The sequence below is a fragment of the Nostoc sp. DedQUE05 genome (assembly GCF_034530955.1).
Classification (GTDB): Bacteria; Cyanobacteriota; Cyanobacteriia; order Cyanobacteriales; family Nostocaceae; genus Nostoc.
Window position 1 is genome coordinate 160390 of sequence record NZ_JAVRCB010000009.1, and the last position, 21672, is coordinate 182061.

Genomic DNA, 21672 nt, shown 5'->3' on the forward strand with positions numbered 1-21672 from the left:
TTTCACCACAATTTTACCTGTTTTTGCGATACAAGCTGATGCTCTTTGCGCCAAGCTTGGGGAGGTAAACCGTGATGTTGGCGAAACTGACGGGAGAAATGAGACACATCCTGATAGCCTAATGCTTTCGCTATCTTCTCGACTGTGTGATTATTATTTTGGAGTAAAAAACAAGCTTCCGCCATCCGGCGTTTGACAATCCAGCAGTTTACAGTCTCTCCACTTGTCTCCTTTACTCGGTTAGTTAAGTAAGCCGATGAGTAACCAACAGCAACAGCCACATCACACAAAGTAATTCCTTCATGATAATGGGCCTCGATAAAGTCGAAAACTTCTTTTAATTGCGGAATGTTGGGAAAGATTGACTTAGGAGGAATGTTTGCTTCTTTCTCAGAGGCGATGGCAACACCGACAGCGATCGCTGTAGTATCATCTGTAAATGCTGATGATTTTGGAGCTTTCTCTAATTTCCTAGAACACCAGTATTGAAGATTAGCTTGTTTTTCCAAGCGAGTAGCGATCGCTCTGAGCAATTCGTCTAGTGTCGAGGGTTTGCTAAGATAGTCATCTGCTCCCAATTCCATAGCTTTGCGAACATCTGCTCTAGTACTACTGCCAGTCAGAAAAATGAAAGGAATAATTGCTGTCTGAGGATCTTGGCGTAGTGTAGTTAAAACGTTATAACCATCCATATCGGGCATCGTGATATCGCAAATCACTAAGTCGGGTATACGCTTTTGTGCTTGGTGGATGCCAGCAAGACCGTTGTCAGCACCTATTGTATCAAAACCTTTACCCTCAAGACCCTTTAAATAAAGATTGCGAGTAACGTTATCATCTTCAATAACGAGAATTTTCTTTGACGATTCGGACATAATTTTCTTTTTGCAGAAGCTAATTACTAGACTATTTGCTGAATATCTAAATAGACTCGTTCCGAGAGTTATGATTGTTAAATTTTTAGTTAATAACTATCTTCATTTCAACACTCATAACTCGAAACAGGTCAACTCTGATTTGATTAATGGCAGCATTACAGTAAACGTAGAGCCGACATCAACTTCACTTTCTACAGAAACTTGACCGTGATGTAAATCCACAAGGGTTTTAAGAATCGATAGTCCTAGTCCAGTGCCAGGTATATGATCGATATTACTACCACGGTAAAATGGCTCAAATATTCGTTGTTGGTCTACTACTGAAATACCGATCCCCCTATCTTTCACTTGGAAAATTATTTTTTCATTTTGGCAAGATAGTTCTAAATTAATTGCCAGATTCGAGATAGAATACTTAATTGCGTTATCAAGCAAATTCTTCAAAATCGGCTCTAGCAATTTTTTATCTATATATGCTGTTAGAGTTTTATCTTGACTGACAAAATTGATTGTTTTTTGGCTAACAATCATCTGCATTTGTGCAACTAAATCCTCACAAAACTGAACTAACTCAAGCGGTTTGGGTTCAAAGTTTAATTTTGCTGATTCTGCTTTCGAGAAGAACAAAATATCATCCAACATCAGGCTCAATTGTTCGGTGGCTTTTTGAATGTGATCGAGTAATGGTTGGATTTTCTTCTGTGTACGTTTGTCTACTTCTTCTTTAAGTAAACTATTAGAAAATGAAACAATATTCAGTGGAGTTCGGAATTGATGGCAAACCATAGCAAGAAAACGCGCTCTAAGTTCGCTAAGTTGTTTGGCTTGTTCTAAAGCTTGGTTAAGACCTAATTCTGCATATTTGTAATCGGTAATATCGATACCTGCAATTAATTCGACTGGGTTTCCCCCAAAATCCAGCACTCCGTCAAGCTTGGCAACTGCACAAGCTAGCCAGCGCTCCGTACCGTTTTTTGTTAAAATATTCATCTCCTGGTATTCAAAATCAGCGGCTTCATCCTGCTTACGTACTTGCCTGCGTTTTTTGCTCTTAATCAGTCGGCGAAGATCGAAACCTGTTAGTAGTTCCTCTTTTGTGTAGCCAGTGAGTTGCTCTACTGCCGGATTTATGTAGCAAAGCCGCGTACCTTGAATCAGAAAAGTACCGGCATCTGTCGTTTCTGCTAAAGTCCGAAATCTAGTTGCGTTCAGTCGTAATGCTTCTTCAGTCTGTTTCGATTCAGTAATGTCCCAAATACTCCACACTCTCCCAATAATTTTACCCTCAAGCAATTGAGGTTTAGAATAGTGCGCGAAAACTCTCCCATCTTTCAACTCTAGAATGTCGTAACTCTCGAAATCAGATTGGCTAGATACTTCCCAAATCAGCCGACTAAAGGCTTGTGGATCTTTTAGTTGGCTCTCAAAAAAGGATTTGCATCGAGGACATTTCTTAGATAGTATTAGGGACTCTGGGATCTGCCACATATCCACAAATTTCTGATTCAAGCTCAGAATATCTCCCTCAAAGTTAACTGCAACAATACCAATAGCAGTAGACTCAAGAGTAGAGCGAAGTAAAGAAAGAGATGTTTCTAGTTCTACTTCTTTGTCCTTGAGTTGAGAAAATTCTTGTTGCAAATTGTCTTTGGCATCTTTTAATTCATCGGTCCACTTTTGGACGCTCAATTCTACTATTTCATCCGTTTTCTCACGAGCAAAGGCACAGCCAAATTCCATATCTTGGTGTTTTACATAGTTCATCGATATTTCTACCAGAAATATCCGACCTCCTTTTGCCCGATAGCGAGATTTAAAGGTAAGGGAACCCTGTGAGCTAATATCTGACCAATTATGCTGCGAAAAATCTACATCTATATCATGCAGCCTCATAGAAAGTAATTCCTCACGGGAATACTCAGTCATCAGGCAAGTGGCATCGTTGACGTAAAGAAACTGCCCGTTTGCTCCTAAACAAAAGGCAGCATCTACAGCGTGATTTATTAGGAAGTGAGCAAACTTCATCTCTATTTCTGGTTGCAGTGCCCATTGATTGTTCGATCTAGCTAGTGTATATTCGCCAGAATTCATGTTCATACTTCCTCCTGGTAATCAATCAGCACCATTCCCATTAAAGAGTTAATAGTCATAAATTCCCAAAATCTTTGGTGTACTGTTTGGCTGTTAAAAAATAAAAATAGTCAAAATAATTAGTATATTAAAAAATATTACTAATTATTCTTAATAAAACTTATCATACCAGGAAAAGGTGAATTATTAAACCAAATTTTTCTAAAAAACTAAAGTAAATATTTTTTTAATTATTGACTTAAACAAGTTTTTATATACAAAATTTAGAGCGGTCAATCAGCCCTGTTAGATAAAAGTTCAACGCTCTTAATCTATAAGTAAAAAAAATATTTTAAATTTAACCTAGCCCTGTATGACAACTAACTAATAGACATCTTTAGAAATTAACTACGCATTAGCAATAACCCTTGTAAAGATGTAGCAGTGCTACCTCTTTATAAGAGTTCACCAATCTAAAATTCCTGGGATTTCCACTGGGGAAAGGTTAAAGAATAAAAATTTTTCTCCTTTAGCCTTTTCCTTAGCAAGAATTTTGGCAAACTAGTTGTGTAGAGTCCTTTGATTTTCAACATAAATGAATTTGCGGTAGTGGGTCTGGCTTAAATGAATAAACTTCAACTTATCAACTTATTTTCTTAATTTATCTTAACCTACCTTCTCAGGAATTTAACTATAGAAGAATATGCTTAGTCATCTGTCGTAAGAAGTACATTTGTATTACTGATATACGTAAAAATTATGTGTTTTATTGTATGTTTTCTTTCAGAAACGAAGTCCGTATTCGTATATTAGGTATATACTGTTGATTTATGCATTATCAAAAACACTTTTTTAAAGATATTCATGCCCTGAATGTTTTGTCATCTCTCAAAGGAACTATAGAAAGTTAAAAAATGATGTATTTATCGTTACAAATAATTGACTCAAAGAGTTTTTGGTGGCAATATAAAGACCGCTAAATCGCCTCATGCTTAAATTCGGATAAAAAATTGTGTAAGTTCTAAAGCAAAAGAATTGACACCCAGATCAAAAGATTTCCTATTGCAAATTTGGTAATGTGTCGGTTCTGCGATTGCAGAATATCAATCTTTCAGGTGGCTAAGTTGCAAATGTGACAATCACGAAAAAAGCAAAAAAATTGACACATACATCAAAAGATTTTTCATTGTAAATTAGGTTTTTATTGTAGCGGTCAAGAAACTTACCAAGCGTTTCTTAATTAGATCGGTGCTATTAAAGCTAACTATATTAAGTTTTGTAAACATTCTGAGACACGCTTAACTTCGGTTAATTACCAGTTTCTACACCTTTACACAATCTTAGTTTTTTCCCACCGAACTACCGCCGATCTACTTAAATACTGTAGTCATCACATAGAAGCGAAAAATTTGACATCCTTATCAAAAGATTTTTGATTGTACAACAGTCTTCATCTCCTTTATTCTGGTGGCAAGAAGCACAGCCTCAACTGTTGTATGCTTTTGGTAAAAATTTTTTGGTACTGCGCTCACAAGCATCAATCAGCAGCGATTCGCCATTTCTACTCTTGACCAAGCTAGGTCATCGCTGCAAGAAACAACAGAGTTGTTTGTAATAAATATTTCTAGCGCTGTGATTGTAAACTAAAAAGCCTTTGTATAACTTTCTGAAATTACGTGAAACCAATGAGTCAAAACTATACTGGTTCAAATCCTCTCATCACCACTGAGCCATACAAGGAACTTCCCGCAAACAGATATGTAGAATCTGTGTCTGACTCCCGTCAGCTTGATGAATCGGAGAATAATGGGGGAATTCAGGCTTTTTTAAACGATGAAACAGCCCCAACGCTCTCAGTTGCCGATGCGATCGCTCAAATGTTGGAAAATTTGGGAGTAAGCTACGCTTTTGGTGTCGCAGGTGGTGCGATGGCCAGCCTTTGGGGTGCGCTATCCAATAGCAGCATAGAGGTATTGAACTTCCGCCATGAAGCAGGAGCAGCATTTGCAGCCACCGAGGCTTACTTTGCGAATAATCGCCCGACTGTAGTTTTTACCACAGCAGGGCCGGGGATCACTAACGCCCTCACCGGGTTATTTGCGGCTCGTGGTGAAGGTGCAAAGGTGATTTTGTTGTCGGCTTGTACCTCAGCACCGCAGCGTGGACGTTGGGCTATTCAAGAAACCAGCACTTACACATTGCCCAGTGGAGGAATTTTTACCCCAGGAGCGTTATTCAACTATGCAGTCACGATTGAATCTGCGGCTCAACTACCGCAGATTTTCCGTAAACTTGCATTAGCGATGGCGCAACCAGGCGGATTTGTTGCCCATTTGAGCATTCCCACCAGTGTGCAAACAAGTTTAGTTGAGAATATAGCTTTACCCCAGCTAGATATTTCTCCGTTTCCGATGACTGCTTCCAAAGAAGCGATCGCTAAATCTGTAGAGTTATTATCATCTGGCCCCTTTGCTATCTGGGTTGGTTTCGGTGCGCGTGACGCAGCAGAGGAAATTCTGGAACTGGCTGAAAAAACCGGAGCCGCCGTTATGTGTTCGCCCCGTGCTAAAGGTATTTTCCCTGAAGATCATCCCCAATTTGTGGGTGTTACAGGTTTAGGCGGTCATGCTTCCGTCTTAACTTATATGGAACAGCAACCTCCACTACGCACACTCGTATTAGGAACCCGTCTTGGCGAACCGACTTCTTTCTGGAGTTCGGCGCTAGTTCCAAAAGGAGGTTTTGTCCATGTTGATATTGACCCAGAAGTGCCAGGTGTAGCCTATCCCCACGTTGAAACTTTCCCAGTTCGCTCTGATATCAAAGCTTTTGTGAAAGAGTTGTTGCAGCAATTGCCGGATGCTCCTGATTCTACAATGTCGCTGCCTCGTCCAGAACACAAAGAAATTGAACCTGCTACAGAGGTAGATTATCCAGTGCGGCCAGAAGTATTGATGGCAGCAATTCAAAAGATAATTGTTGAAGATAGCGATGCCGTAGTCATGGCGGAGTGTGGTAACTCGTTTACTTGGTCAACGCATCTACTCCAATTTTCCGAAGCCAATCGTTACCGAGTCAGTACCGGAGTCGGAGCAATGGGTCACGCCGTCACCGGAGTATTGGGTGCAGCACTGGCGAGCAAAAGCAAGGCTGTAGGGATTGTCGGCGATGGAGCAATGCTGATGAATAACGAAATCAGCACAGCCGTGAAATACAAAATTCCGGCAATCTGGATTGTACTCAACGATGCGCGTTACAACATGTGCCATCAAGGAATGAAAATCTTGGGATTAAAGGGCGCAGATGCAACAATGCCACCAACAAACTTTGCGATGATTGCTCGTGGGATGGGAGCAGAAGCGATCGTTGTCGTCAGAGAGTCGGATATTGAAGCTGCATTACAACAAGCGATCGCATCAAATGTCCCTTTTCTCATTGATGTAGTGATTGATGCCGACCGCCCAGCACCTTCTGGCGGACGTAATAAGAGTTTGGCAGCACAAGGAATTAAATCAAATGCCGCTAAAAATCCAGCCAAGCAGGTTTCATTTCCAATGGTTTGATTTTAAAAGTTTGCAATCTCATTCAATTGTTATAGACACTAAAACACTGCAATCAAGCTGAATTTACAACGCAGTTTTGATTAGTTAATTCAGTAAAAGAGAAAGGATGAGTTTAGAAGCGACAAAAGTTTTCTTTTAGTCAGAAACTCCACTCAAAAAGCTGGAATCTAAAACTTCTTTTTTAAACCCTAAGTCTTTTCTTAACTTCATCTAATCTTAATATTCAAGAGTGTTTTTATGTCTATATCTTTATATTTTGTAATGTTCATTACTTTCTCTAAACAATTCCAACCAATATCGAGAGGACAAGATGCTGCTATTTGAAACTGTTAGAGAAATGGGTCACGAACAAGTTCTGTTTTGTCATGGTAAAAATCCAGAAATTAAGGCAATTATTGCCATCCATGACACAACCTTGGGCCCAGCGATGGGAGCTACAAGAATCTTGCCTTATGTCAACGAAGAAGCTGCTTTAAAAGACGCACTTCGTCTGAGTCGTGGAATGACATATAAAGCTGCCTGTGCCAACATTCCGGCGGGTGGGGGAAAAGCAGTTATTATAGCTAATCCTGAAAATAAAACAGATGATTTGTTAAGAGCTTATGGACGTTTTGTTGATAGCCTGAATGGACGTTTTATTACCGGACAAGATGTCAATATTACTCCTGATGATGTGCGGACAATTAGTCAAGAAACGAAATATGTTGTTGGGGTATCAGAAAAATCTGGCGGGCCTGCTCCCATAACTTCACTAGGAGTTTTTCTGGGAATTAAAGCTGCTGTAGAATCTCGTTGGCAGAGCAAAAGACTTGATGGGATGAAAGTTGCAGTTCAAGGCTTAGGAAATGTTGGTAAAAATCTCTGTCGTCACTTACATGAGCATGATGTCCAGCTTTTTGTTAGCGATGTAGATCCAGTCAAAGCAGAAGAAGTGAAACGGCTTTTTGGCGCAACTATTGTAGAACCATCTGAAATTTACTCACTTGATGTAGATATCTTTTCTCCTTGTGCTTTAGGAGGAATTCTTAATAGTCATACAATTCCTTTTCTGCAAGCTTCGATTATTGCTGGTGCAGCTAATAATCAATTGGATAATGAGCAATTACATAGTCAAATGCTTGCCAAAAAAGGGATACTTTACAGTCCCGATTATGTAATTAATGCTGGAGGATTAATTAATGTTTATAACGAAATGATTGGTTATGACGAAGAAAAAGCTTTCAAGCAAGTGCATAACATTTATGACACGCTATTAGCAATTTTTGAGATTGCTAAAGAGCAAGGAGTTACTACCAACGATGCTGCCAGACGATTAGCAGAAGACCGGATCGACAAGATTAAGCGAAGTAAAACTACAGCGATCGCAGCTTAATTATTATTATCTTCAGGAGTGAAAAATGGAAAAAAATACCTTTGCTACATCAGCATATATTGCTACTTCCCCAGAAAGCGCTTTTGAGTATCTTTGTAGTTTAAAAAACTTAGATGAATGGACGCTTTATAGCCGGATGAAAGAGCAAATTGACGAAGATACCTGGCTGGGAACTGCGTCTGGTTATCACAAAAATCTCTATTATCATGTTAAAAAATTAGAAAATCCACTTTTCTACGGCATTGAGTGGCACTGTGGATTAGAGTATCAGAAATATTTTCAGGTTTACCCTGTTTTGCTATTTCCCACTGATTATATCGAGCCGGGAACAGATGAAAAAGGTGTGTACTTTCACTGGTTGAGCTTTGTCGATCCCAAACGGCAGACTCAGATGATCATGCAAGGAATTCACACAGTACATACTTCTGAATGTCGCTCTCTCAAAGGGAATTTGGAACGTAAAGCTGGTCTGACCTCAGCAGCTAAAGGAAGCCACTTTATTGATACAGACACCATTTATGTTGATGCCCCAGTTGAAATTGGTATTGAATACTTAAAGGATTTACAAAACATAGATGAGTGGGCACATCTACTGCGACCGAATGGCGATATTACTTCTGATTCAGGTGAATTCAAAGATGAATATGACCAGAAGGTAAAAGTTTCTGTGCGCGTTCATAGTCTGAGTAAATACTACTTGCTTGAGCAAGAATATTATTATCCAGATTACGAATATTATCAGCGTTCTGTAGCGTTACTCATTCCAACCGCTTACGCTTTCGCTGACCCAGAAGCCTCTGGTTTTATCCTGCATCGAATCACATTTTGGAAAACAGATGGAACTGTAACCCACGGCAAACTTCAAATTGAAGACTATGGCGCTGAGAGCATGAACATCAAACGTTTACTCGAAGCCAAAGCTGGCAACCTCAAATCATTTGATCGAGGAATGAGCTATCTACCAAAAGCTCCAGAGCCACTAGTTAATAGTCATTAGTCATTGGTCATTGGTCATTGGTCAACTAACAGAAAAAAGGACAAAGGACAAAGAACAAAGGACAAATGACAAATGACAAATGACGAAATATGAAACAGAAACAACTTACTATTACCTTCCTAACTTTTTGTGTTACCGCTTTTTCGGGAATGAAAGCTGCCTCAGCTGCATCCTTTTCAGTAATCGCCGACGGTCTATATAATGCCGGAGGACTAAGCTTTGGCCCTGATGGCGATCTCTATGTTACAGAGGCGGGCATCGGGGGAAGTGGCGGTTGTGTGCCACCAGCAAGCGGTCAAGGCGATTCTCTATGCTATGGCACAAGTGGGGCAGTTACCAAAATTGAGAATGGTAAAACCGAGCGCATACTTACAGGACTTCCTTCTATAGCATTACCAGATGGTACTGGAGCCGGTGGCCCTCGTAACATCCAATTTGATGCTACAGGTAAACCTTATGTTCTGATTGGGTATGGGGCGAATCCAACCTTTCGCGATCGCAATTTAGGTGACACTGACCTCGGTAAAATCATTGCTCCCGACTTTAAGACCAATTCCTGGACGAGTGTTGCTGATTTAGCTAACTATGAACTCGCCAATAATCCCGATGGTGGTGATGTCGGTAGCAATCCCTTGGGTTTTGTAATAGATGGCAATAAGTTAGTTGTAGCTGATGCAGGTGCAAACGACTTACTCAGTGTTAATACTAGTGGTAGTAACTTGCAAGCTCTTACTACCTTTCCCCAAGACATATTAACTAATCCCGTCTTTCCACCTTCTGATACCCCATCCAATGAACCGGCACAGGTTCCATCTCAAGGGGAAGCGGTGCGAGGCCCATCGCAGTTTGCCACTCAACCAGTACCTTCGGGTGTAGCAAAAGGGCCTGATGGTGCTTATTACATCAGCCAATTTACTGGTTTCCCTTTCCCAGAAGGCGGCGCAAAAATCTATCGAGTCGGTGCTGATGGGAAATCATCAGTCTTCGCCGATGGTTTTACCCAACTTACAGACTTGCAATTCGATCCTGCGGGCAATTTGTATGCTTTGCAGTACGCCAATCAGTCAGCTTGGAAGGGTGATTTTGATGGTTCTGTGATCAAAATAGCTCCCGATGGCACACGTACAACTCTTCTGAGTGGCAATGGATTAGAGTCGCCTAGTGCCCTGACTATTGGTGCTGATGGTGCAGTATACGTTACCAACCGAGGCGATCGCCCAGGACTTGGACAAGTTCTCAAAATTGAAAATACCAAGTCTATTCCTGAACCTGATTCTGCTTTAGGTGTGTTAGCGATCGCTGCCTTGGGCGTTGGTTGGTTGCACAAGAAGAAAGAGCTACCAAACCTCCCATAAATAGAGTCGTGGCGCTCGAATAAAGAGTTTCAAACCAATCTTGCGTTCCTCAAAGACTGCAATTCGTTGTCTTTAAAACCATAAAAGTTTCCCCAAACAAATTATTTAACTCTCAATCTCCAAAGGTATGAAACTCAAGTCATTTGCTCTTACATCTGTTACATTTTGTTTTACTGCTATTTGTGGAACACTATCTGCACAAGCTGCAACGCTAACGACAGTTGTCGATGGAGTTAGTAATGCACGGGGTGTTAGCTTTGGCCCTGACGGCAGTCTTTACGTAGCAGAGCCAGGTATCGGCGGAAACGGAAATTGCCAACCATCTCCGAGTACGTTGTTTCAGCCTATCTGTGCTGGTAATACTAGTTCACTGGTCAAAGTTTCACCAAACGGCACAAAACAGCGTCTACTTAATAACTTTCAGTCTTTAGCAGAGCAACCCACCGGCAACCAAGGCGCTGGTATTGAAGACATACAATTCGATTCTAAAGGGAATGCTTATCTGCTGACAGGGTTTGCCGGTTATCCAGGAAACCGCGATCTAGCAACACTTAACCTTGGTTCTAAATCCCCACTCCCACCACAGCAACTTGCTACTTTCCCGCCATCAACACCCGATAAAGTTTTGAATACGCCGCTTCTAGCACAACTGTACCAAGTTGACTTGAACACCGGATCTCTCAATAGTATTTTTGACTTTGCTAAAAATGAAATCACCCAAAATCCAGACAAGGGGGATGTAGTTACCAATCCCTACGATCTGGCTATTAGTGGCGATAATGCTTATGTCGTTGATGGGGGCGGGAACACTGCTTACAAAATCAAGCTTGACGGAAGTAAGTCACAAGCGATCGCAATTCCTAAAAATATTATTAGTAAGTCAGATTTGCCACCAGGATTACAATTACCTCCTGGGCTATTAGAGGAACTTCCAGGAGGAAAAATAGCAATTCAATCAGTACCCACAGGTGGCGCAATTGGCCCCGATGGAGCTTTATATGTTGGTGAATATACGGGTTTTCCTTATCCAGATGGTAAATCGCGGATCTTCCGCATTGGCGAAGATCAAAAACCAGAAGTTTTTCTCGATGGCTTTACGCACATCACCGACCTAACCTTTGATGAGAAAGGTGATTTGCTGGTTTTACAGTTCAGCGACAAGTCCCAGTTGGGGGGTGACATCACAAATCTACCTGGATCTCTCATCCAAGTTGCTCCTGACGGCACTCGTACAACGCTTGTTGCAGCAGGTCAAGGGCTAGATTCGGCTGATGGAATTGATATTGGCCCTGATGGCAAGATTTATATTACCAATCGCGGTGTCGGCCCAGAACGCGGGGAAGTTGTTCGGGTGGATGGTGTCGTTGTTGAAAAAGTCCCCGAACCTGGTTCAGTAGTCGGCTTACTAGCACTTGCTAGTGTAGGCGCAACTGCTGCTTACGCCAAGCGCAAACGCCAACACAAATTGGGTGAAGAGTTGCTAACCGAAGCAGAGACTGTCTAAATCCCTCTTTACCTGACACCAGGTAAAGCTTACAGAATAGGCTGCTGCCCAAAAGAGAAAGTTGCATTTCCAACAAGAGGCAGCAGCCCAAATTTCAGAGTTCCCAAACTAGGACGGGGAACAAAATTAGTCTAGGAAAGAGTATACCTTATACAACCAGGACTTAAAACTCATGGGATTAGTCAAAAATTTGTCAATTGGCATTCTCGGTACTGGATTGATGGTGTTGGCAACAGCAGCCCAAGCCAAAGCTGTAACATTAACTTACGACAGAAGTATCGGCAGTCCTGGCTTCGGGCCAGGGCAGCTTTTTGTTCCCCAAGGGATAACGGTAGATGATTCGGGGAATACCCTCATAGCTAACGGACGCGGTGTTAACCCAGATGGTACTCCTAACTACAACCTCGGTAACAAAATTGAAAAATTTAGTCCCACCGGTCAGTATATTGGAGCAATTGGTTCCGGCGGCACAGGGCCCGGACAGTTTGACGAGCCAACAACTGTAGACTTTAATCCCGTAACAGGGGATTTGTATGCAGGTGATGTTTACAACAACCGCATTAATCAATTCGATCCTCAGGGTAACTTTATTAGATCCTTTGCAAACGGAGATTTTACCCCTCGTGTAAACGATCGGATTTTCTTTGGGCCATCTGGTGTGACTTTTGACAAGACTGGCAACGTTTACGTAGGTGATTTTAACGGCGAAAGAATCCTCAAATTCACACCTGACGGAAAGCAAATTGGTGTCATTGGTGGCACTTTAGGCACTGCACTAGGAGAAACTCAAGGTGTAGCAGGTATAAGAATTTCCCCAGTCAGTGGAAATATCTTTCTAGCTGACCAGTATAACAACCGCGTTCAGGTACTCGATCCAAATGGCAAACCTCTGTACGCATTTGGTTCAGCAGGTAGCGGCCCTGGACAACTTCTTCAGCCAATTGGCATCGAAGTGGACGATCAAGAGAATGTTTATGTAGCTGATTCTATCAACAGCCGCGTTCAGGTATTTGATAAAAACGGTAAGTTCTTGACTTCCTACGGTGAAAATGCCCGCGATGCATCAGGTAATCCTGTACCGCCTCCAGCATTAACTGGCCCTCCTTTTGGTAATCCCCTCGACCTCACACCAGGCAGATTTAACTGGACTGGTGGCACAACCCTCAAAGATGGCAAGCTGTATGTGGGCGATTTCTTCCAAGGTCGCGTCCAAGTGCTAAACGTAGAGGGCAGAAGGCAAGTACCAGAACCTAGTTCAGCATTGGGTTTAGCATTGCTTGGACTTGGCGCTGCTACCGTCACATTGCGAAAACGCGGGCAACAAAAGCCAGTCTTCAGTTTAGAGAAGACGTTGCAAAAACAGTGCTGAGTTCTCATGATTGAGTAGCAGTAAAGTGACCGAATTCGAGTTCAGAGGTCGAAGTTCCAAGTTCAGAAGCTGAAGTTCCGAGTTCAAAGGTCGAAGTTCCAAGTTCAGAGGCTGAAGTTCTGAGTTCAGAGGCTGAAGTTCTGAGTTCAGAGGTCGAAGTTCCGAGTTCAAAGGCTGAAGTTCCGAGTTCAGAAGCTGAAGTTCCGGGTTCAGAGGCTGAAGTTCCGAGTTCAGAGGCTGAAGTTCTGAGTTCAAAGGCTGAAGTGGATTAAACAAAATCTAAAACTTCTGTTTCGTGGGGTGCGTTATGCCCTTGGTAACACACCTTACGAAAATTTCAGGTCATTAAATCTGGAATCAGGGAGATAAAAACTGGAAATACTAAATAAAGCCAAGATTATCAAGGTGCTTTTAGCACATTAACGGTTAATGCACATTCTGATTTATTCATACAACTATCATCCAGAGCCAATTGGTATTGCACCTTTGATGACTGAACTAGCAGAAGGGCTGGTGAAGCGAGGGCATCAAGTGCGGGTAATCACAGGTATGCCTAACTATCCTCAGCGTCAGATTTACGATCGCTATCGGGGTAAGTTATACGTTACTGAAGAAAAAAATGGTGTCAAAATTCAGCGTAGTTACTTGCGGATTAAATCTAAACCTAACCTTATAGATCGGCTACTGCTAGAGTTGAGCTTTGTCTTTACAAGTTTGCCACAAGCTCTCAAAGGTGAGCGACCTGATTTAATTCTCTTAACAGTGCCACCGTTACTCGTTTGCTTACCTGCAACTTTAATAAGTTGGCTATACAACTGTCCAGTAGTGCTGAATGTGCAAGATATCCTCCCGGAAGCTGCTGTGCGTGTTGGGCTAATTAAGAATAAGTTGATGATTCAAGCTCTGGAAGCTTTAGAAAAATTTGCCTACCGAACTGCACATACCATTAGCGTGATTGCCGATGGTTTCGTAGATAATTTAATCCATAAAGGTGTACCTGCTAATAAAATTGCCTGCATTCCAAATTGGGTAAATCTAAATTTTATCCGTCCTTTACCAAAGGAGAATAACTCCTGGAGAGCTTCCCATCAACTTGATGATAAATTTGTAGTACTTTATTCAGGTAATATTGCTCTGACGCAAGGTTTAGAGACAGTAATAGAAGCAGCATCTCGGTTGCGTCATATTAATGATATTGTCTTTGCGATCGCAGGTGAATCTCAAGCTCTCGAAAGGTTACAAAAACATTGTCTTGCTTGTGGGGCAGATAACGTTTTGCTGCTACCATTGCAACCGCGAGAAAAACTACCGCAAATGTTAGCAGCTGCTGATGTTGGCTTGATTGTGCAAAAGAGCAATGTGATTTCCTTCAATATGCCTTCTAAAATACCACTGCTGTTAGCCAGTGGTCGCCCAATTGTCGGTTCAGTTCCCGCCACTGGTACTGCTGCCAAAGCTATCAAAGAAAGCGGCGGCGGCGTTATCGTTGAGCCTGAGTCAGCAGATGCTTTGGCCGCTGCGGTATTAGATTTATATAATCAGCCAGAACTAGCAGCAAAATTAGGGCGTGAAGGAAGAAAGTTTGCGGTAGAAAACTACTCCTTTGAGCAAGCGCTAGATCGGTATGAAGAGTTATTTTATGATGCGATCGCCAAAAGAGCAACAACTTTGGATATCTTGCCCAAATTAAGTTCTAAAGAATCACTTGTTGAGCAAGAGCTTTTGGTACATACCTTACCCCTAGTGCGCGTGATATCTCAAAGACAAATGACAAATGACTAATGACAAATACTTCGGCTTCGCTCAGTACAAGTGACAAATGACAAATTCAGATCGGCTGAAAAAAACAGACCAAAAGTTGATCGCCTTATTGAGCGATCGCATATCATTATTAGCAGCATCAGAACAACCTTCTCTAGATGAACAACTGGCTGATGTCGCTCCCCTGCTCGCCCAAGCTGGTATTCCTGAATCTGTTTGGGCAAGTTTGCTAAATAGTTGTCATGCTACTCTAATTCCTAAATATAAAACAAATCATGTCAGTCCCCAACAAATTACCATCATCGGTGGACGCGGTAGGATGGGAAAATTATTTAAAGAGCAACTTTCGCTAGTAGGTAATAATGTTAGCGTCCTCGAATCCGAGGATTGGGAATACGCAGAGCAACTATTAAGTCAGACAGAATTAGTTTTAGTCAGCGTTCCTATTGAACATACAGTTGATGTTATCAAGCGTGCAGCTAAATACCTCGCCCCAACTACCGCTTTGTGTGACATTACGAGTATTAAAACACAGCCAACTCAAGCAATGCTCGAACACCATTCCGGGCCAGTCATGGGTTTACACCCAATGTTTGGGCCAAATATCAAATCGTTTTTTGGACAAAAAGTAGTAGTGTGTCCTGGTAGAAATGATGATTCATTTCAATGGTTTTTAGACTTTATTAAAAGCCAAGGTGGAGAGTTAATTGTTTGTACGCCTGAAGAACACGATCGCATGATGACGATTGTCCAAGCAACGCAACATTTCTGTAGATTTAGTCTTGGCATTTTCTTAGCACAAGTAAAAGTGGACATAGAGCAGAGTTTAACAATGTCAACTCCTAACTACCGTCAAGAAATTGACATTGTTAAACGTTTGTTTTCCCAAAACCCTCACTTATGTGTGGATATTATGCTCGCTACAGAAGAAAGGTGTGATACAATTAGCTTTTTAGCTGATACTTACAGCCGTTTGGCGAAACTAGTAGCAAAGAAAGACAAAGATGCATTAATTCAAGAATTTGAAAAGGCTCAAAGTTTTTTTGAAGATAAAATCAACACTTTTATCCAGCCTTTAAATACAATGGCTATCCAAAGAGATTTTCAACCAAAAATTCACACAAATATTAGCATTTAAATCCACAAAAATATGCTGATAGACATATTTCACGATACTGTTTGTCCTTGGTGCAGAATTGGGAAAAAACATCTGTTTGATGCACTAGCACAACAGCAAGAACAAAAAGTACATATTCGCTGGCATCCTTTTCTTTTAGATAATACTGTTCCTGCCGAAGGATACGAATTCCGCAGCTTTATGCAAAATAGAAAAGGTATGAAAGCGGCAGAAATACAACAGATATTTGATAGTACGCAACGCGCAGGTGAGGCGGCTGGAGTTAAGCTAAATTTTGATAAAATCCGTTTGGCTGTCAATACTAAGCTTTCTCATCAACTGATTGCACTTGCACCCGCAAACGTAAAAAACGATGTTGTCGAAGCTATTTATCAAGCTTACTTTGAAGACGGTTTGAACATTGGAGATATTGACGTTATTGTTGCCATCGGTACAGCGTATCAGATGAATGCTAGCGAATTAAAGTTGCAATTAAACAATCGCGCGGTGAGTGATGCAGTTATTGCTGAATCAACATTTGCTCGGTTAAATGGCATCAACAGCGTGCCGTTCTTCGTCATCAATGACAAAGTTAAGGTAAATGGTTCTCACTCGGTAGAGGTATTCCTGGAAACTTTGAATCGTGCTGCACTTTTAGATATACCTGCAAAAATATGATAGTTGACATCAAGCAAAAAAGTAGATTAATTCATCAAAGTGTTTCGGTTACTTTTAATTACGAAGTTTACTTTACCCACAATTTATTTGAGTTAAAAAATCCTACCTTAGCCCAAGTGATTGGTGCGGATGAGGAGACAAAGCCAAAGAAATTAGTTGCAGTAATAGACGCAGGAATATTAAAGTATCAACCTGAATTGGTGAAGCAATTAGTCGCGTATACCAAGTTTTATGCAGAGGTACTAGCGATCGCAGCCGAACCGATGATAATTTCGGGGGGAGAAGCTGCCAAAAACGATCCCACATTATTAGAGCAAATCCAGCAACAGATTGAAGCTGCTGGATTATGTCGCCACTCTTATGTGTTAGCGATCGGGGGCGGGGCGGTGTTGGATTTGGTAGGATATGCAGCCGCAACTGCTCACCGGGGAATTCGGCTAATTCGGGTGCCGACAACGGTGTTAGCGCAAAATGATTCTGGGGTTGGCGTCAAAAACGGCATCAATGCTTTTGGGAAAAAGAATTTTCTTGGCACATTTGCGCCACCTTATGCAGTTATAAATGACTCTGCCTTTTTGACAACTCTAGACGATCGCGATTGGCGTTCTGGGATTGCAGAAGCAGTCAAAGTGGCACTGATTAAGGATGTTAGCTTTTTTGATTTTATCCACTCTCATACCGCAGCTTTGAGGCGGCGAGATATGGATACTATGCAACAGGTTATCTATCGTTGCGCTCAATTGCATTTAGAACATATTGCCAATGGCGGCGATCCTTTTGAAATGGGTTCGTCTCGTCCCCTGGATTTTGGACATTGGGCGGCTCATAAACTGGAGCATTTGACAAATTATCGCTTACGTCATGGCGAAGCTGTGGCGATCGGTATTGCTCTGGATAGCACTTATTCCTATTTAGCAGGATTGCTGGATTGTTCGGAGTGGGAACGGATATTAAATAGTTTATCGGCGTTGGGTTTCACGTTGTATGTGCCAGAACTAGCTGAGAAGTTATCACAATTGGAAGATCCTGATTGTTTGTTTCGGGGTTTGACTGAATTCCGCGAACATTTGGGGGGAGAGTTGACTTTGACGCTGTTGAAAGGGATTGGAAAAAGAATTGAGGTTCATGAGGTGAATTTGTTGTTGTATCGGCAAGCAATATCTCTGTTGCAGGAAGTGAGGGGGGAGTTTTAAACGCAGAGGGACGCTGAGGGAAGCGCAAAGGAACGCAGAGGTTTTATGAGGCGATTTACTACTTTTGGGGGAGGCGGATTTTTTTTATAGGGTTGTTGGTAAATGTACTAGAAAAGCAGTATAAAAAGCGAATAAATTGACACCCAATCGAAAAATTATTCAATGTCTTATCTGCTTGATATCTAGTATTGTTAAATAAGAAGCAAAAAGTTTTTGATTACATCTTTTAAAAAGAATATGTTGGCTTGGATGGATAAAAGATTATCTAAGTCTGTTCTAGGTTTGAAAATAACTACTAATAATGATTAATGGTTGCTGCTTAATGAATGACTAACAAATATTCTAGAGAAATTACTCATGGTTTTTGATTCACGTTCCTACAATACTCTCGGCGGTGTAAGTGTTTCTCGCTCCATCACTGAAGTTAAGATGGACACTGCCCTTGATGATATTCTGTTCCATTTAAATTCTCAGCGTGGAGGATTGCTAAGGAGTAGCTACGAATATCCAGGCAGATACAAAAGATGGGCGATCGGATTTGTCAATCCACCGTTAGAGTTGACTACCCAAGGAAACTCTTTCACTTTGATAGCGTTGAATGAACGCGGTCAAGTACTTTTACCATTTCTTGTAGAGAAACTATCCCAGTCAGAACAACTTGAGAACATCACCCAAGAAAATAACAATATTGTCGGCTTTATTAAAGCTACAAAAAAATTATTTACTGAAGAGGAACGTAGTAAACAGCCTTCATCATTTACCGTTGTCCGCGAAATTCTATATACTTTCTCTAGTCAAGAAGACGAGCATTTAGGCTTGTATGGTGCGTTTGGTTATGACTTAGTTTTTCAGTTTGAACCAATTACTCAACATCTAGAACGTCCTACAGATCAGCGCGATTTGGTGCTTTATTTGCCAGACGAATTGATTGTTGTTGACTATTATCAGCAACGTGCATTTCGTTTCCAATATGATTTTAAAACAGCGCATGGCAATACCAAGAATCTTCCGAGAACTGGTGAGTCTGTAGATTATCGTGGCAAACATCTTTTACCAAATCAAACTGCTGACCATCAAGTAGGCGAATATGCGAAAAAAGTTGAGGTTGCACTCGATTATTTCCGCAGAGGCGATTTATTTGAAGTTGTTCCTAGTCAAAACTTTTTTGAAGGCTATGAAGACGAACCCAGCAAGCTATTTAATACCTTAAAGGAAATAAATCCCAGTCCTTATGGATTTATTTTTAATTTAGGTGGCGAATATTTGATTGGTGCATCTCCAGAAATGTTTGTGCGGGTTGAAGGTAGGCGGGTAGAAACTTGTCCAATTAGTGGCACTATTAGTCGGGGACAAGATGCTCTTGACGATGCGGTGCAAATTCGTCAGTTACTCAACTCTCATAAAGATGAAGCTGAGTTGACCATGTGTACTGATGTCGATCGCAATGACAAATCTCGAATCTGCGAACCTGGTTCAGTACGAGTCATCGGTCGTCGCCAGATTGAATTATACAGCCACCTGATACATACAGTAGATCATGTTGAGGGTACTTTGCGATCGCAATTCGATGCTTTAGATGCCTTTCTTTCGCATACATGGGCAGTTACAGTCACCGGCGCACCCAAAAGGGCAGCAATAGATTTTATTGAACGGCACGAAAAGAGCGCCCGACGTTGGTATGGTGGAGCAGTCGGCTATTTAAATTTCAACGGGAATTTAAATACTGGCTTAATTCTACGGACAATTCGATTAAAAGATTGCATCGCTGAAGTGCGAGTCGGTGCTACTGTCCTTTATGACTCCATACCTCAAGCAGAAGAACAAGAAACAATTACCAAAGCTGCTGCTTTATTTGAAACGATTCGCCGTGTAAAGCAAACGAGTCAGAAAATTGATAAGTCTGGTTCTCTAAAATTAAGTAAACAGATTCCAGGCGTAAAATCTAGCAAACGCATCTTACTAATAGACTACGAAGACTCATTTGTTCATACCCTAGCCAATTACATTCGCCAAACTGGTGCAAGCGTTACTACACTGCGTCATGGTTTCTCGGAATCGTTATTCGATACAGAACGCCCTGATTTAGTTGTATTATCTCCTGGCCCTGGTAGACCAAGTGATTTTGGGGTTTCCGAGACTGTCGGTGCGCTTCTGCATCGCCAAATTCCGATTTTCGGAGTTTGTCTAGGACTGCAAGGCATCGTTGAAGCTTTTGATGGCGAATTGGGAGTTCTTAACTATCCTCAACATGGGAAATCCTCACGAATTTTCGTCACCGATTCCAATTCTGTCACCTTCAACAACTTACCAGAATCCTTTGCAGTGGGTAGATATCACTCATTATTTGCCCTACCGCAACGTTTGCCAAAAGAACTCAAAGTAACAGCAATTTCTGATGACGACGTAATTATGGGCATTGAACATCAAACACTTCCCATCGCCGCCGTTCAGTTTCATCCAGAATCAATCATGACTTTAGGTGGAGAAGTCGGTCTGAAAATAATTAAAAATGTGGTGCGTGCATATACGCAAATTAAAGAGTCATTAGTCATTGGTCATTAGTCATTGGGCATTGGGCATTGGGCATTGGGCATTGGGGAAAGACTTACTGCAACTTCTCCTCTGCTCCCCTGCTTTTCTGCTCCCCCTGCTTCCCCTGCTCCCTGCTCCCCTGCTCCCTAATCCCTCTAGCATTTTATGACTAACCAAGTTGCCCCTCCCCGTCATATTCTTGAAGAAATTGTGTCGCATAAAAGGCAAGAAGTTGCACAAATGCAGCAAGAACTGCCTTTAGCCTCCTTGCGACAACAGTTAAATACAGCCCCGACTGTGCGAAATTTCTTGACTGCTTTGCAAGATAATCCCAATCAACCTAGTTTAATTGCTGAAGTAAAAAAGGCATCACCTAGCCGTGGGGTTATCCGCGCAGATTTTGACCCTGTTGCTGTTGCTCAAGCTTATGAACGAGGTGGTGCAGCTTGTTTATCAGTCCTGACTGACGAAAAGTTCTTTCAGGGTGGTTTTGATAATCTGCGAAAAGTGCGTCAACAAGTTGCATTACCTTTACTGTGCAAGGAGTTCATCATTAACTCCTATCAAATTTATTTAGCACGGACAGCAGGCGCAGATGCAGTATTGTTAATTGCAGCTATTTTATCAGATCGAGAACTCCAAGACTTTTTGCGAGTAATTCACGATTTGGGCATGACTGCGCTAGTAGAAGTCCATACCTTAGCTGAACTGGATCGAGTGCTAAAGCTTGATAACCTAAGTTTAGTAGGAATCAACAATCGCAATTTAGAAGACTTTACCCTTGATTTAGGAACCACACAGCAACTTTTAGCAGAGCGTCAACAACAATTACAAAGCTTAGATATCACCGTCGTCAGCGAGTCTGGACTGTATACACCTGCTGATTTATCTCTTGTCGCTGAGGCTGGCGCGCGTGCAGTTTTGATTGGCGAGTCTTTAGTTAAACAAAGCAATGTAGAACAAGCTGTGCGTGAGATTTTACTAATTCGTAATTCGTAATACTTCGGCTACGCTCAGTACAAGTTCGTAATTCGTAATTGGTAAATCTAAAAAAATGAAGCTCTGATATTCATTCACGAGTATAAAAGACTCGTTAACGGAGATAAAAGCCTCATTCACGAGTATCAAAGACTCGTTAACGGAGATAAAAGACTCGTTAACGGAGATAAAAGCCTCATTCACGAGTATCAAAGCCTCGTTAACGGAGCAAAAAGCCTCATTCACGAGTATAAAAGACTCGTTAACGGAGATAAAAGCCTCATTCACGAGTATCAAAGCCTCGT

Annotated in this window: 16 protein-coding genes; 12 read left to right on the forward strand and 4 right to left on the reverse strand. The window is 41.5% G+C overall.

What is annotated here, in order from left to right; all coding sequences use genetic code 11:
• Positions 1-2: 2 nt before the first annotated feature.
• Together RMZ42_RS09025 and RMZ42_RS09030 are read right to left on the reverse strand one after the other, a co-directional pair.
• Complete coding sequence (locus RMZ42_RS09025) at positions 3-875, reverse strand: response regulator transcription factor (protein ID WP_322671098.1); 873 nt, start codon at positions 873-875, stop codon at positions 3-5.
• A 114-nt stretch (positions 876-989) separates the two neighbouring features.
• Entirely contained in the window at positions 990-2969 is a 1980-nt protein-coding gene (locus RMZ42_RS09030; protein ID WP_322671124.1) for a scytonemin biosynthesis sensor histidine kinase, read from the reverse strand.
• A gap of 1664 nt (positions 2970-4633) precedes the next feature.
• Here RMZ42_RS09030 and scyA point away from each other — a divergent pair.
• From scyA to scyF, 6 genes are all read left to right on the forward strand, one after another.
• On the forward strand, positions 4634-6511 hold the full coding sequence (gene scyA / locus RMZ42_RS09035) for a scytonemin biosynthesis protein ScyA (protein ID WP_322671099.1): 1878 nt from the start codon (positions 4634-4636) through the stop codon (positions 6509-6511).
• 310 nt (positions 6512-6821) lie between these two features.
• Positions 6822-7883, forward strand: a complete 1062-nt coding sequence (gene scyB / locus RMZ42_RS09040; RefSeq protein WP_322671100.1) for a tryptophan dehydrogenase ScyB — start codon at positions 6822-6824, stop codon at positions 7881-7883.
• A 25-nt stretch (positions 7884-7908) separates the two neighbouring features.
• On the forward strand, positions 7909-8880 hold the full coding sequence (gene scyC / locus RMZ42_RS09045; RefSeq protein WP_322671101.1) for a scytonemin biosynthesis cyclase/decarboxylase ScyC: 972 nt from the start codon (positions 7909-7911) through the stop codon (positions 8878-8880).
• Positions 8881-8969: 89 nt separating this feature from the next.
• Positions 8970-10235, forward strand: a complete 1266-nt coding sequence (locus RMZ42_RS09050; protein ID WP_322671102.1) for a ScyD/ScyE family protein — start codon at positions 8970-8972, stop codon at positions 10233-10235.
• Positions 10236-10362: 127 nt separating this feature from the next.
• Positions 10363-11739, forward strand: coding sequence for a ScyD/ScyE family protein (locus RMZ42_RS09055; RefSeq protein WP_322671103.1), 1377 nt, complete (start codon positions 10363-10365; stop codon positions 11737-11739).
• Between the two features lie 172 nt (positions 11740-11911).
• On the forward strand, positions 11912-13108 hold the full coding sequence (scyF, locus tag RMZ42_RS09060) for a scytonemin biosynthesis PEP-CTERM protein ScyF (RefSeq protein ID WP_322671104.1): 1197 nt from the start codon (positions 11912-11914) through the stop codon (positions 13106-13108).
• On the opposite strand, the gene RMZ42_RS09065 is transcribed toward scyF, so the two are convergent.
• Positions 13079-13384 carry a hypothetical protein gene (locus RMZ42_RS09065; RefSeq protein WP_322671105.1) on the reverse strand — a complete coding sequence of 102 codons (306 nt, stop codon included), beginning with the start codon at positions 13382-13384 and terminating at the stop codon, positions 13079-13081. The genes scyF and RMZ42_RS09065 overlap by 30 nt on opposite strands.
• Before the next feature lie 153 nt (positions 13385-13537).
• On the opposite strand from RMZ42_RS09065, the gene RMZ42_RS09070 reads away from it, so the two are divergent.
• The 6 genes from RMZ42_RS09070 (at position 13538) to trpC (ending at position 21388) form a co-directional block, all read left to right on the forward strand.
• Positions 13538-14890, forward strand: coding sequence for a glycosyltransferase family 4 protein (locus tag RMZ42_RS09070; RefSeq protein ID WP_322671106.1), 1353 nt, complete (start codon positions 13538-13540; stop codon positions 14888-14890).
• Positions 14891-14927: 37 nt separating this feature from the next.
• Entirely contained in the window at positions 14928-16007 is a 1080-nt protein-coding gene (gene tyrA / locus RMZ42_RS09075; protein ID WP_322671107.1) for a bifunctional chorismate mutase/prephenate dehydrogenase, read from the forward strand.
• A gap of 12 nt (positions 16008-16019) precedes the next feature.
• Positions 16020-16664 (forward strand): DsbA family oxidoreductase, encoded by a 645-nt coding sequence (locus tag RMZ42_RS09080; protein WP_322671108.1) that lies wholly within the window; start codon positions 16020-16022, stop codon positions 16662-16664.
• Positions 16661-17857 (forward strand): 3-dehydroquinate synthase, encoded by a 1197-nt coding sequence (locus RMZ42_RS09085; protein WP_322671109.1) that lies wholly within the window; start codon positions 16661-16663, stop codon positions 17855-17857. Before RMZ42_RS09080 ends, RMZ42_RS09085 begins: the two co-directional genes overlap by 4 nt.
• A gap of 357 nt (positions 17858-18214) precedes the next feature.
• The gene (locus RMZ42_RS09090; protein ID WP_322671110.1) at positions 18215-20419 is read left to right on the forward strand and encodes an anthranilate synthase; all 2205 of its coding nucleotides are present in this window, start codon (positions 18215-18217) and stop codon (positions 20417-20419) included.
• A gap of 135 nt (positions 20420-20554) precedes the next feature.
• Entirely contained in the window at positions 20555-21388 is an 834-nt protein-coding gene (gene trpC, locus RMZ42_RS09095) for an indole-3-glycerol phosphate synthase TrpC (RefSeq protein ID WP_322671111.1), read from the forward strand.
• Here trpC and RMZ42_RS09100 read toward each other — a convergent pair.
• The coding region (locus RMZ42_RS09100) for a hypothetical protein (RefSeq protein ID WP_322671112.1) at positions 21371-21672 on the reverse strand (302 nt) is incomplete at its 5' end. The genes trpC and RMZ42_RS09100 overlap by 18 nt on opposite strands.

What these genes read in the sequence shown, in the direction of transcription:
- RMZ42_RS09025 (WP_322671098.1), bottom strand. Translation starts at nt 875, where the DNA reads ATGTCCGAATCGTCAAAGAAAATTCTCGTTATTGAAGATGATAACGTT.
- RMZ42_RS09030 (WP_322671124.1), bottom strand. Translation starts at nt 2,969, where the DNA reads ATGAATTCTGGCGAATATACACTAGCTAGATCGAACAATCAATGGGCA.
- scyA (WP_322671099.1), top strand. Translation starts at nt 4,634, where the DNA reads ATGAGTCAAAACTATACTGGTTCAAATCCTCTCATCACCACTGAGCCA.
- scyB (WP_322671100.1), top strand. Translation starts at nt 6,822, where the DNA reads ATGCTGCTATTTGAAACTGTTAGAGAAATGGGTCACGAACAAGTTCTG.
- scyC (WP_322671101.1), top strand. Translation starts at nt 7,909, where the DNA reads ATGGAAAAAAATACCTTTGCTACATCAGCATATATTGCTACTTCCCCA.
- RMZ42_RS09050 (WP_322671102.1), top strand. Translation starts at nt 8,970, where the DNA reads ATGAAACAGAAACAACTTACTATTACCTTCCTAACTTTTTGTGTTACC.
- RMZ42_RS09055 (WP_322671103.1), top strand. Translation starts at nt 10,363, where the DNA reads ATGAAACTCAAGTCATTTGCTCTTACATCTGTTACATTTTGTTTTACT.
- scyF (WP_322671104.1), top strand. Translation starts at nt 11,912, where the DNA reads ATGGGATTAGTCAAAAATTTGTCAATTGGCATTCTCGGTACTGGATTG.
- RMZ42_RS09070 (WP_322671106.1), top strand. Translation starts at nt 13,538, where the DNA reads ATGCACATTCTGATTTATTCATACAACTATCATCCAGAGCCAATTGGT.
- tyrA (WP_322671107.1), top strand. Translation starts at nt 14,928, where the DNA reads ATGACAAATTCAGATCGGCTGAAAAAAACAGACCAAAAGTTGATCGCC.
- RMZ42_RS09080 (WP_322671108.1), top strand. Translation starts at nt 16,020, where the DNA reads ATGCTGATAGACATATTTCACGATACTGTTTGTCCTTGGTGCAGAATT.
- RMZ42_RS09085 (WP_322671109.1), top strand. Translation starts at nt 16,661, where the DNA reads ATGATAGTTGACATCAAGCAAAAAAGTAGATTAATTCATCAAAGTGTT.
- RMZ42_RS09090 (WP_322671110.1), top strand. Translation starts at nt 18,215, where the DNA reads ATGGTTTTTGATTCACGTTCCTACAATACTCTCGGCGGTGTAAGTGTT.
- trpC (WP_322671111.1), top strand. Translation starts at nt 20,555, where the DNA reads ATGACTAACCAAGTTGCCCCTCCCCGTCATATTCTTGAAGAAATTGTG.